The organism is Finegoldia magna ATCC 53516 (assembly GCF_000159695.1).
Lineage (GTDB): Bacteria > Bacillota > Clostridia > Tissierellales > Peptoniphilaceae > Finegoldia > Finegoldia magna_F.
Genome location: NZ_CM000955.1, coordinates 1622994 through 1635726, shown reverse-complemented (window position 1 = coordinate 1635726; position 12733 = coordinate 1622994). Strand labels below are relative to the sequence as shown.

The window sequence follows — 12733 nt, the reverse complement described above, 5'->3', positions numbered from 1 at the left end:
ATGGAAGATAAAATTATTCGAAATAAAATTGAATCTTTACTTTTCTTATGGGGTGAACCATTAGATATTTCTTCAATATCTGAAGCCATAAACCTTGGCAAAAAAGAAACTAGAAATATGCTCGATGATTTAATTAAAGAATACGAATATAGAAACACTTCTCTGGAAATCAGATGCATCAACGATAGCTACCAAATTCAAACGAAAAAAGAATACTACGAATTTTTAAAAGAAATTTTTGTGAAAAATAAAAACACAAGATTAACTAATACCACAATGGAAGTTTTATCGATTATAGCTTACAAACAACCTATAACCAGAATTGAAATAGATGAAATAAGAGGAGTAAAATCTAGTTCATCAATTGACACTTTAACCAAAAAAAATCTAATAAAAGAAGTCGGAAGACTTGATAAAATAGGGAAACCTATATTATATGGTACTACGGATGAGTTTTTGTATTATTTCAATATTAATTCTTTGGAAGATCTTCCCAAATTAAACGAAATAGAAAAACTTATTAAGGAAAAAGAAAATGAGAATAAATAAGTTCATCGCGCAAAGTGGATATTGTTCTAGAAGAAAGGCCGATGAACTAATCAAAAACTCAAAAGTTTGTGTCAATGGGACAATACTTCTAGATTTATCATATCAAGTAAATGATAGTGATATTGTTGAAGTAGAAGGCAAGAAAATTAGCAAAAAAGAAGAAAAAATATATATTGCTATAAACAAACCTATCGGATATACCTCTACAGTTAAAGATAAATTCGCTGATAAAAAAGTTGTGGATTTAATTAAATTTAAGACTAGGGTTTATCCAGTTGGTCGTTTGGATAAGGATTCTCATGGATTATTAATTTTAACGAATGATGGTGAGTTAACCTATGAGCTAACTCATCCTAAATTTGAGCATAAAAAAGTTTATGAGGTTTTAGTCAAAGGGAGACCAACTAAAGATAAAATACAGGAATTAAAAAATGGAATAGTCTTAGACGGCTATAAATTAAAAAAATCAAGTATAGAATTTATTGCAAATGTAAAAGATAATACAAAGTATATGGTAACTATTTATGAAGGCAGAAACAGACAAATCAGAAAAATGTTTGATTATATAAATCATCCGGTTTTGGATTTAAAAAGAGTTCAAATTGGTTATTACAAAATGGAAGATAATTTAAAAAGTGGAGAATACGTACTGTTAAAAAATGAAGATTTGGATTTAATAAGAGGTAAATATGATAGAAGTAAGACTTGCAAATAACAAAGACGAAAAAATTTTAAAAAAATTTAACCTAAATATGGAAGGAATCGTGGGGAATTTTTGCTTTTTATATATTGACGACTTAAAACCAAAAGGATATTCTCTGATTAGGACAGAAGGTACAATAGCAAATATATCAGATTTTAAATTAGAAGAGGATGATTCTAGTAAGTTGTTTTTCCTAAAAAGTATAGGAATGAATTTGAGAGATTTTGGTATTGAAGAGTTTGATGATAATAATGGGTTAGTAAAATCATTTTTTTCAAATCAGGGTAAGATAGATTTTAATTTACTTTTTAAAGGAAGTTGCAATGATTTATAATAACACGAAAACATTAGTCGAATCATTGATGAAAGAAAAAGTGTCGACTTCAAAAATTTGTTTAGATATGACATTTGGAAACGGGAATGATTCATATAAAATGCTTTCTATAAACGAAAATATAGAAGTTTATGGATTTGATGTTCAAAAAAGTTGTATCGATAATGCTAGAAAAATTGATAATTTAAAAGTTATTAATGATTCTCATTTAAATTTTGAAAAATATACTAATGAAAAAATTGATTTTGCAGTGTTTAATTTAGGATACCTTCCAGGTGGAGATAAAAATATTACAACTGATTATGACACTGTAATTAAAGCTTTAGATAAACTTTTGAAAGTACTTAACATAGAAGGTCAAATTGTAATTACTTTTTATCCTGGACATAAGCCAGGATTTGAAGAGAGCATAAACATAATTGAATTCCTAAAAAAATTAAACCAAAAAGAATTCAACGTTATTAGATACGATTTTATAAATCAAATAAACAATCCCCCTTTTGTTTGCTTAATTGAAAGGATTAAATAATGAATGTAGCGATAATAGGAGCAGGTGCAGCAGGATTAATGGCTGCAAGCTTCATTAAGGACGAATATGAAATTCATATTTTTGATCATAATGAAAAAATAGGTAAGAAGTTGTTTATTACCGGAAAAGGAAGATGTAACATTACCAATTCTTGTGAAATACAAGATTTGATTGAAAATATTAATACAAATAAATATTTTTGTTATAGCCCATTTTATGACTTTACTAACGAACAAGTCATAAATTTTTTTAATTCAAATGGTCTTAAAACAAAAGTAGAACGTGGAAATAGAGTTTTCCCACAAAGTGATAAATCATCAGATGTGATAAAAGTATTTGAAAAAATTTTGAAAGATAATAATGTAAACTTACACTTAAATGAAAAGGTGAACAAAATCTATAAATCGACCAAATTTTATCTGACTACAAGAAGTAATGAATATGCATTCGATAAAGTAATCATAGCTTGTGGTGGTAAATCATATCCAAATACAGGCTCAGATGGATCACTTTACAATCAAATAACTAAGCTAGGTCACACTATTCATGAAATGAAGCCTGGTTTAAGTGCAATTATTTTAAAAGAAAATGTAGAAGAATTAGAAGGTGTTAGTCTTAAAAACGTCGGATTAAAATGTTATTTGAATAAGAAATTGATATTCAACGAAATAGGTGAAATGATTTTTACAAGAAAAGGAATATCAGGTCCTTTGGTACTTACTTTATCAAGTATTTTATGCAACAAAAATGGAGATATTAAAATATCAATAGACTTGAAGCCAGGATTGACAGATCAAAAACTTGATGATAGGATTTTAAGAGATTTCAGCGAAAATCAAAATAAAACTATTGAAAATGCCATAAGTAAAATAACGATAAAAAAATTGATACTCCCAATTTTAAAATCTGCAAATATAAATCCAAATAAAAAGGTAAATGAAATAACAAAATCTGAACGTGATAATTTAAGAAGAACTTTGAAAAGTTTTGATTTTACTTATGTATCAAATGAAAAGCTTGATTATGCAATTATTAGTGTGGGAGGGGTCGATGTAAATGAGATTGATCCAAGCACAATGGAATCTAAACTTGTAAAAGATTTGTATTTTTGTGGAGAAATTATTGATGTTGATGGTTTTACTGGAGGATTTAACTTACAATTTGCTTTTTCAACAGGTTATTTAGCGGGGATAAATATATGAAAAAAATCAAATACGAAAATGAATCAAAATTTTACGATGATATTAATGACTATATCAAAGACAAGAATTTTGATATATTATTGATATCTACGCCTAAAGTTATGAAGGAAAATTTCAACGATAGATTAATTAAAACGAATAAAAATATTTTAATTTCATCTAGAATGCTCAGAAAAAATGACGATGACAATGTGTATATTGAATTGATTAATAATGACGTATATTCTGTTACAGTAGATGGACCTAGTGGATCTGGTAAATCAACAGTATGTAAATTGATCTCAGATATATTAAACATTGAGTATTTGGATACGGGATCAATGTATCGTTCTCTTGCTTATTTTTGTTTGAAAGAAAATGTCAATTTGGAAGACGAACAAGAAGTTATGCAAGTATTGAACAGCTTAGATATAACATTTGAATTATCCAAAATTAAAGTAAACGGAGAATTCTTGAATGATAAAATAAGAACTAATGATGTATCAATGGCTGCATCAAAGGTTTCAACATATTATTCTGTAAGGGAAAAATTAGTTGAAATTCAAAGACAGATTGCGAGTGACAAAGCGATTATTCTTGACGGAAGAGATGCTGGTACTAACATACTAAAGAACGCTGATTACAAGTTTTATTTGGATGCATCACCAGAAGTAAGAGCAAAAAGAAGATTTGACGAACAAAAAGACGATTCATCTTATGAAACGATTCTAAAAGACATCAAATTAAGAGATGAACAGGATAAGAACAGAAAATATGCTCCGTTGAGACAAGCAGAAGATGCTATTCTCATCAATTCTGATGATATGAATATTGATGAAGTTGTTGAAAAAATAATAGAGATAATTAGAGGTAGAAATGTTTTATAGGTTTGCAAGATTTTTATTGAAAATAATATTTAAAATAAGATACAGATTAGTTGTTCATGGAAATACGAATCTACCTGAAACTCCTTTAATTATTTGTGCCAATCACATTAATTTATGGGATCCAATTTTATTAGCGATAATTTTTGATAGACCGATACGATTTATGGCAAAAAAAGAATTATTTGAAAATAAATTTTTAGGCTTTTTACTGGAAAAATTTGGAGCTTTTCCTGTTGATAGAGATAACGTGAATATAAAAACGATAAAAGATGCTATCAAGCTTGTAAAAGACAACGAAGTTTTGGGAATATTTCCTGAAGGAACAAGAGTAAAAACAGTAAGTGAAGAAAATATGAAAACAGGAGTTGCTATGATTGCGTCAAGAGCAGGAGCAGATGTTATCCCTGTATTCATAAATTCTGATTATAAGTTCAGATCAAAAGTAGAAGTATTTGTAAGAGACAAAATAGCTATATCAAGCTTTGATGATATTTCAAAAGATATGAGAAACAAAGAAATAACTAAAGCTATTTACGAAAATATTTACAAGGTGAACTGATGAATATAATAGTACAACAAAATGCAGGGTTTTGTTATGGAGTTAAAAGAGCAATAGAAATAATTGAAAATGACCCATCAGAGTTAAAGTATACTTTGGGTCAGCTAATCCATAACGAACAAGAATGTAAAAGATTAGAAGCTCTAGGTATAAAACAGATAGATGATTATACTCAAGCTGAGAAAGGCTCCACGATTTTTATTAGATCTCACGGAGCAACATTAAAATTAAAAGAAGAAATAAAAAATAATGGATACAAATTAGTAGATTTAACTTGCCCATCACTATTAAAAATTTATGAAAAAATAAATAAGAAACACGAAGAAGGTTACAAGATTGTTATTATTGGAGATCCTAATCATCCGGAGATTATAGCGATGAAAGGACAAGTTGAAAATAATGTTGAAGTTGTTAACTCAATTGATGAGGCGAAAAAAATAAAAGGTGAAAAATTATATGTAATTTCACAAACTACTAATTTAAAGAGGAAATTTTTGGGAATTTCTGATATAATAGTAAGAGGTAATACTAACGTTGTGATAGATAATACTATTTGTGGGGCTACAAAAAGCCGACAAATGGCTTGTTTAGAGCTTTCTAAGAATGTCGATTGTATGATTGTGATTGGTGGCTTAAATAGTTCTAACACAAATAAATTGTATGAAATTGCAAAACAAAATTGCAAAAAAGTTTTAAGAATTGAAACATACAAGGATATTTGTATCGATGATAGTATTATTGAATCTAAATTATTAGGTATTACAGCTGGTGCGTCCACACCGGCTTGGATTATTGAGGAGGTTGTAAATTTAATGGATAATTACAGCAAGGATTTTATGGAACAAGTAGAAGAAAGCATGAATAAGATTTACCCAAAAGAAATCGTAAAGGGTGAAGTTATTTATGTAACAGATGATGAAGTCATGGTTAATATTGGCTATAAGGCTGATGGTATTATTAAACTAGACGAATTATCAACAGAAGAAGGTAAATTACCTAAGGATTTGTACAAACAAGGCGACGAAATCGAAGTTTACGTTATTAAGCTAGATGACGGAGAAGGAAATGTTGTACTTTCTACAAAAAGAGTTGAAGGAATTAAAAACTGGAAGAATTTAGTTTCTAGTTTCGACAATGATTCAACTGTAGAAGCAAAAGTTACACAAGTAGTAAAAGGCGGCTTAATAGCTACAATTGATAATGTAAGAGCTTTTATACCAGGTTCTCAAGTAACTACTCACTTTGTAAAAGATTTATCTAAATATGTAGGAGAAACTTTGGTATGTAAAGTTTTGAATATAGATGAAAAGAAGAGACGTTTAGTTTTATCTCACAGAGCTGTTGTAGAAGCAGAACAAAAAGAAATCGAAGATAAAGCTTGGGAAAACATAACTGTTGGCGAAACAATTACTGGTAAAGTACAAAGATTAACAGACTTTGGTGCATTTATCGATTTAGGTGGAGTAGATGGTTTACTTCATATTTCAGATATTTCTTGGAATAGAATTGAGTCACCAGAAGATGTTTTAAAAGTTGGAGATGAAATCGAAACTTTAGTTCTTAAAGCTAACAGAGAAAAGAATAGAATCTCACTTGGCTTGAAACAATTACAACAAAAACCATTTGACGCTTTCGTTGAAAATAATCACGAAGGAGATGTTATTGAAGGCGAAGTTGTAAACTTAGTTGACTTTGGTGCTTTTGTTAAATTAGCTGAAGGAATTGAAGGCTTAGTTCACGTTTCTGAAATTTCAAATGAACACGTTGACAAACCATCAGATGAATTAAATATTGGTGATACAGTTAAAGTTAAGATCTTAGAAATCAATCCTGAAAAGAAGAGAATAGCTTTAAGTATGAAAGCTTTATTACCAAAACCTGAAAAACCAGAAAGAAAACCAAGACCTAAAAAAGTTAAACCTAAAAAAGTAGAAACTAAACCAGAATCAAGTGAAGAAACTTTGATTAACAGTGATTTAGGTGCATTATTAGATTTAAAATTAAAAGAAATCGAAGAAGAAAACTAAAATCTACTTTAAATCCAAAAAGCCAAACAGGTGTTTGGCTTTTTTTAATGTATTTATGAATTATACACCGTGTTTTGGGGTATATAAAACATATAGATTAGGGTGTGATTTAGTATGAATGTAGATTTTAAATTATATGAAAATTATTATAGTGAATTTGCCACAAAATCAAATGAAGCTGAAAGAATTAATTTTGAACCAAATGATAATTTAAGAAATCCGTTTCAAATTGACAGAGATAGAATTATTCACTCAAAATCTTTTAGAAGACTTAAGCATAAGACACAAGTATACTTAAATCCTGAAAAAGACCATTATAGAACGAGGTTAACACATACACTAGAGGTTACCCAAATAGCTAGGACTATTGCAAGGTGTTTGCGTTTAAATGAAGATTTAGTGGAAGCAATAGGCTTGGGACATGATTTGGGACATACACCTTTTGGGCATGTCGGTGAAAAGATTTTAGATAAACTCAATCCAAAAGGATTCAAACACTATAAACAATCCATTAATGTTGTCCAATATTTAGAACATTCAAGTTATAGAATAGGTCTTAATCTAACGAAACAAACACTAGATGGAATAGTGAATCATTCAGGTAGCAATAAGGCAAATACATTAGAAGGGAAAATTATCAAATTTTCCGATAGAATTGCTTATATTAATCACGATATTGATGATTCTATAAGATCAAATATTATAAAAAATAGTGATCTACCAGTAGAAATTACAGATGAACTAGGAGATAGAGGGTCAAAAAGAATTAATTTTTTGGTTAATGATTTGGTTGATAATAGTTTTGGAAAGAATCACATTGAAATGTCTGATAAAACTTATAAACTAATGGAAGAATTGCGATCATTTATGTTTAACAATGTTTATTTTAACGATATTGTAAGAAAAGATGATAAAAAAGTAGAATACGTACTAAGTAATTTATACAGCTACTATTTAGAAGATATTAGTAGATTACCAAAATCACACACAGATATTTATAATAATATTGAGTTACAAGATAAAACAGAAGATGATATAGTTACAGATTATATTGCTGGTATGACTGATTCATTTGCAAGAAGAACTTTTAAGGAGATTTTCATACCAGATTCTTGGAGCATATAAAGATGGGATGATAAGATGGGATTTATACCACAAGATAAAATTGATGAGATAAAAAGTGTTGCTGACATAGTTTCTGTAATTGGAGATTATGTTGAATTGAAAAGGGCTGGTTCTAATTATGTTGGTTTATGTCCATTTCACAATGAGAAGACACCGTCTTTTAGCGTATCTCCATCAAAAGGAATTTTTCATTGCTTTGGCTGTGGTGTTGGTGGCGATGTTATTTCTTTTATAATGCAAAAAGAGGGCTTATCATATCCTGAAGCTATCAAATTTTTGGCAGATAAGTTGGGTATTTTAGTCGAAACAAATGAAGTCAATAAGGAAAAATACGAACACCGTAAAAAATTATTTGAAATTAATAATGAAGCCAAATTATTTTATTACAAAAATTTATTGATAAACGACATTCCAAAGGAATATATAAAGAAAAGAAATCTCAATAATAATTTGATTAATAAGTTTATAATCGGTTATGCTGATGGGAAAAATAGTCTTTATCGTCATTTACTACAAAAAGGATATCAAAAAGATGATATAATAGAAGTTGGCCTCATAAATCAGGATGAAAAAGGGAATGTATATGATAAGTTTCGAAATAGGTTAATGTTTCCGATTATAGATATAAGAGGCAATGTTATCGGCTTTGGAGGAAGGGCTCTTGCAGAAGCGAGGGCAAAATATTTGAACTCTCCTCAGAGCTTAGCTTACGATAAGAGTAAAAATGTTTATGGAGTTTCCAATTTAAAAAATTCTACTAAAGTTGGTAAGATTATATTGGTTGAAGGATATATGGATGTTATCTCATTGACAAATTATGGATTTGACTATGCAATTGCTTCATTAGGTACTTCTCTAACACATGATCAAGCAAAATTAATCAAGAGATATTGTAAGAATATTTATATATGTTATGATGGTGACTCAGCGGGTCAAAACGCAACATCACGTGCTATAGAAATATTTAAAGAGCAGGATATTAGTCCTAACATTATTGTCATACCTGATAATATGGATCCTGATGATTATATTAAACAATACGGAAATGAAAGTTTTAATAGGTTAATAGATAACGCAATGGATAGTGTTATTTATGAATATAAGAAAATACTTCAAAAATACGATATTAATGATGTAAAAGAAAAAATACAACTTATAGATGATTTGACAACTTTATTATCAAAATTAGATAGGGAAGTCATTAGGGATGAATATATTAAGAAATTTTCTGATGATTTAAACATAGAATACGTGAGTTTGAAAAAAGATGTCTATAATAAGCTGAAAGAAACTAAGCCTAACGTGAATTTTCATAATGAGAGAACTGAAGATAATCAAAATACAGAAAAAGATAGTATTAATAATCAAGAAAAAATAACTGCAATTGATATAATGACAATTGCTTGTTTTCATAAAGATATATACTATGATTTAAAAGAAGAATTCTCAAAATTCAAAACTAAAATCAGTTCTTATAATAATTTTATGGAGTTTGTAGATTTTTATTATTCTAAAAATAATGAAAATCAAATTGATGAAAAAGCGGCTAGAGATTATTTCAAAAACGATATTCAAATGGATCGAACTATCGATTATTTATATCAGAAATCTAGATATTCAATTAATATTAATAATATTGGTAGAGTTGTATTGGAGATTAAAAAATACCTAATGACTCAAGAAAAAGATAATATTAAATCTCAGCTAGATCTAATGCAATCAGTAGAATTTAATGAAAAGATTAATAAAGAGTATAATGAAATTTTGAATAAAATCTTAGAAATTAATAGACAAATTAAAGAGTACAAATAGTCAGAAAGGAGTTTTTTTATGTCAGAAGAAAACTTGGATGTTGAACAAATAAAAAAAGATGCATTAAACCAATTAATAGAGATAGGTAATGAGAATGATGGCATAGTAACTATCAAAGACTTCAAAAATATTGATGATATTTCTTGCCTTGATGAAGATGATATAGAAGATATAAGAAATTTGTTAATTGAAAATAATATTGAAATTTTTGAAAGTAATGATGAAATAGAAAAGAAATCATCTTCAAAGGATGATGACAATGACGATATCGAAGATGACGAATCTATTGATGATGAAGACGATGACGATATTAAAGATGACAAAAAAATCATCGAAGATGTTTCTGATATTAAAGGAATTAACGTTGACGACCCAGTAAAAATGTATTTAAAAGAAATCGGAAAAATTCCTTTGTTATCAGCTGAAGAAGAAGTCAAATTAGCACAAGAAATGGAAAATGGCTCTAAGAGAGCAAAGAAAAAGTTAGCAGAAGCAAACTTACGTTTGGTTGTAAGTATTGCTAAAAGATACGTTGGACGTGGAATGAGCTTTTTGGATTTGATTCAAGAAGGTAATCTTGGTCTTATGAAAGCAGTTGATAAATTTGACTATACAAGAGGATTCAAATTCTCGACATACGCTACTTGGTGGATCAGACAAGCTATTACAAGAGCAATTGCTGACCAAGCTAGAACAATAAGAATTCCTGTACACATGGTGGAAACTATTAATAGACTTGTTAGAATTGAAAGACAATTATTACAAGATTTGGGAAGAGACCCTACAAATGAAGAAATAGCAAAAGAAATGGGAATTGAAGTAGAAAAGGTTAGAGAAGTCAGAAAAATTGCTCAAGAACCTGTAAGTTTGGAAACACCTATTGGTGAAGAAGAGGACAGTCATTTGGGAGATTTTATTGAGGATGACACTGCAATCGCTCCAGATGAAGCTGCAAACTTTACAATGCTTAGAGAAGAATTAGAAGGCATTTTAAACACTTTAAATGAAAGAGAAAGAAAAGTATTAGCATTAAGATTTGGACTTGTTGATGGTACTCCTAGAACACTTGAAGAGGTTGGCAAGGACTTTGATGTGACTAGAGAAAGAATTAGACAAATAGAAGCAAAAGCTTTGAGAAAATTAAAACATCCATCTAGAAGTCAAAAATTAAAGGATTTTTTGGAATAAAATGAAAAAACTTAGGCTTGAAGAAATAATTAACTTAGTAGATGATAATTCAATAGTTGCTGATATAGGAACAGATCATGGAATTGTTCCGTATGAATTAATAAAGTCAAATAAAGCAAAGAAAGTGATCGCATCGGATATTAGCGAAAAATCATTAGATAAATTAAGAGAAAAATTAGATTATCTTGATGAACCGGAAAAAATAATACTAAATGTATCTGATGGTTTGGATGATTTGAATGAATATCAAGTTGACACGATAATAATTTCAGGAATGGGAGGAAATTTAATCGCTGATATTCTTGGAAAAAATATCGATGTAGCTAAAAGTGCAAATTGCTTAATCTTAGGAGCAAATAATTCGCTTTCAGTATTAAGAAAATTTTTACATGATAATTCGTTTGAAATTATCGAAGAAGTTGATTTATTTGAAAATGACAAATATTATCAAATATTAAAAATTAAAGTCGGTAAACAATTATTCTTAAATGAATATGAGTATGAATTTGGAGAATTTTTAATAGATAATAGATCTGAAAATTTGAAGCAATATATAAAACAACAGATAGATAATAAGAAAACAATATTATCGAATATTTCAGAAAAAGAATCTGACAATGTTAAAAATGCTGTTGATAATATCAATGAAGAAATACAAGAACTTGAGAAAGTGTTGATTAAAATTGAAGCTTAAAGATTTTATAAATTGGTATGAAAAATTAGTTCCATTAGAACTTCAAGAAGATTTTGATAATAGTGGTCTACAATTTGGTAATCTAGATAAAGAAATAAAAAAGATTTTCATTTCACTAGATCTAGATGATAATTGTTTGAATAGAGCTATTAAAGAGAAGTATGATTTGATATTTACACATCATCCAGTCATTTTTCATCCATTAAAAAATATTATAGAACAAGATAATAGTGTAAATACACGATTAATTAATGCGATAAGAAATGATATTTGCATTTATTCATCGCATACTAATTTAGATAGTGTCGAATTTGGAGTCAGTGATGCGTTAGCTAAACAATTGCGTTTGATTAATACGAAATTTTTAGATTCTCATAAAAATAATACAGGATATGGGAAATATGCTGATATTGATGAGATTTTTGCCGAGGATTTTATTTATGATTTGAAAAACAAATTAAATCTTGAAAATGTAATTGTTTACGGTAATACAAATCGAAAGATTAAAAGAATAGCGGTATTAGGTGGAAGTGGTGGACACTTCATTCAAAATTGTATTGATAATAATTGTGATGTATTTGTATCTTCTGAATTTAAATATGATGAACAGATAGATGCACAAGATAATAATCTTGTACTAATAGATATTGGCCACTATGAATCAGAAAAATTCATTCTGGAACCTTTACGACAAACTATTCAAAAATCTTTTCCAGAAATAAAAATTGATGTTAATTATTTAGAAAAACCAACTAGAAAAATTTTCTAATTGTGTTATAATGTTATGGTGACTAAATCAGATAATCGCATGAATTCATGAGGAAAGTCCGTGCACTATAGAGCGAGGATGCTGGATAACGTCCAGTGGGGGCGACCCTAAGGCTAGTGCAACAGAGATATACCGCCATTTAATGGTAAGGGTGGAAAGGTAGGGTAAGAGCCTACCAGCATAAAGGTGACTTTATGGCTATGTAAACCCCATTCAGTGCAAAATCAAATAGGATTAAAGACGGCTGCTCGTCGTCTCCGGTAGGTAGATTGCTTGAACTAATTGGTAACAATTAGTCTAGATAGATGATTATCAAATACAGAACACGGCTTATAGATTTGGTCATAAAAAAAGATTGGTAGCAATACTGTTACCA

General features: G+C 28.8%; 13 protein-coding genes and 1 other RNA gene. All 14 read left to right on the top strand.

The window, feature by feature from the left end:
- The 14 genes from scpB to rnpB all read left to right on the top strand — a co-directional run bounded on the left by scpB (position 1) and on the right by rnpB (position 12706).
- Positions 1–549 carry an SMC-Scp complex subunit ScpB gene (scpB, locus tag HMPREF0391_RS07905; RefSeq protein WP_002836510.1) on the top strand — a complete coding sequence of 183 codons (549 nt, stop codon included), beginning with the start codon at positions 1–3 and terminating at the stop codon, positions 547–549.
- Positions 536–1264, top strand: coding sequence for a pseudouridine synthase (locus tag HMPREF0391_RS07900; RefSeq protein WP_002836509.1), 729 nt, complete (start codon positions 536–538; stop codon positions 1262–1264). Before scpB ends, HMPREF0391_RS07900 begins: the two co-directional genes overlap by 14 nt.
- Positions 1239–1586 (top strand): hypothetical protein, encoded by a 348-nt coding sequence (locus tag HMPREF0391_RS07895; protein ID WP_002836507.1) that lies wholly within the window; start codon positions 1239–1241, stop codon positions 1584–1586. The genes HMPREF0391_RS07900 and HMPREF0391_RS07895 overlap by 26 nt, the downstream gene beginning before the upstream one ends.
- Positions 1576–2115: a tRNA (mnm(5)s(2)U34)-methyltransferase gene (locus HMPREF0391_RS07890; RefSeq protein ID WP_002836506.1), complete on the top strand. Its 540-nt coding sequence runs from the start codon at positions 1576–1578 to the stop codon at positions 2113–2115. Before HMPREF0391_RS07895 ends, HMPREF0391_RS07890 begins: the two co-directional genes overlap by 11 nt.
- The gene (locus tag HMPREF0391_RS07885) at positions 2115–3317 is read left to right on the top strand and encodes an NAD(P)/FAD-dependent oxidoreductase (RefSeq protein ID WP_002836505.1); all 1203 of its coding nucleotides are present in this window, start codon (positions 2115–2117) and stop codon (positions 3315–3317) included. The genes HMPREF0391_RS07890 and HMPREF0391_RS07885 overlap by 1 nt, the downstream gene beginning before the upstream one ends.
- Positions 3314–4183: a (d)CMP kinase gene (gene cmk, locus HMPREF0391_RS07880; protein ID WP_002836504.1), complete on the top strand. Its 870-nt coding sequence runs from the start codon at positions 3314–3316 to the stop codon at positions 4181–4183. Before HMPREF0391_RS07885 ends, cmk begins: the two co-directional genes overlap by 4 nt.
- Complete coding sequence (locus HMPREF0391_RS07875) at positions 4173–4742, top strand: lysophospholipid acyltransferase family protein (protein WP_002836503.1); 570 nt, start codon at positions 4173–4175, stop codon at positions 4740–4742. The genes cmk and HMPREF0391_RS07875 overlap by 11 nt, the downstream gene beginning before the upstream one ends.
- Positions 4742–6769 (top strand): bifunctional 4-hydroxy-3-methylbut-2-enyl diphosphate reductase/30S ribosomal protein S1, encoded by a 2028-nt coding sequence (locus tag HMPREF0391_RS07870; protein WP_002836502.1) that lies wholly within the window; start codon positions 4742–4744, stop codon positions 6767–6769. The genes HMPREF0391_RS07875 and HMPREF0391_RS07870 overlap by 1 nt, the downstream gene beginning before the upstream one ends.
- Positions 6770–6883: 114 nt before the next feature.
- Positions 6884–7894 (top strand): deoxyguanosinetriphosphate triphosphohydrolase, encoded by a 1011-nt coding sequence (locus tag HMPREF0391_RS07865; RefSeq protein ID WP_002836501.1) that lies wholly within the window; start codon positions 6884–6886, stop codon positions 7892–7894.
- 15 nt (positions 7895–7909) lie between these two features.
- Positions 7910–9706 (top strand): DNA primase, encoded by a 1797-nt coding sequence (gene dnaG / locus HMPREF0391_RS07860; RefSeq protein ID WP_002836500.1) that lies wholly within the window; start codon positions 7910–7912, stop codon positions 9704–9706.
- An 18-nt stretch (positions 9707–9724) separates the two neighbouring features.
- Entirely contained in the window at positions 9725–10894 is a 1170-nt protein-coding gene (rpoD, locus tag HMPREF0391_RS07855) for an RNA polymerase sigma factor RpoD (RefSeq protein ID WP_002836499.1), read from the top strand.
- 1 nt (position 10895) lies between these two features.
- On the top strand, positions 10896–11588 hold the full coding sequence (locus HMPREF0391_RS07850) for a tRNA (adenine(22)-N(1))-methyltransferase (RefSeq protein WP_002836498.1): 693 nt from the start codon (positions 10896–10898) through the stop codon (positions 11586–11588).
- The gene (locus HMPREF0391_RS07845) at positions 11578–12357 is read left to right on the top strand and encodes a Nif3-like dinuclear metal center hexameric protein (protein ID WP_002836497.1); all 780 of its coding nucleotides are present in this window, start codon (positions 11578–11580) and stop codon (positions 12355–12357) included. The genes HMPREF0391_RS07850 and HMPREF0391_RS07845 overlap by 11 nt, the downstream gene beginning before the upstream one ends.
- 19 nt (positions 12358–12376) lie before the next feature.
- Positions 12377–12706: RNase P RNA component class A (gene rnpB, locus HMPREF0391_RS09245), an RNA gene on the top strand.
- Positions 12707–12733 lie beyond the last annotated feature (27 nt).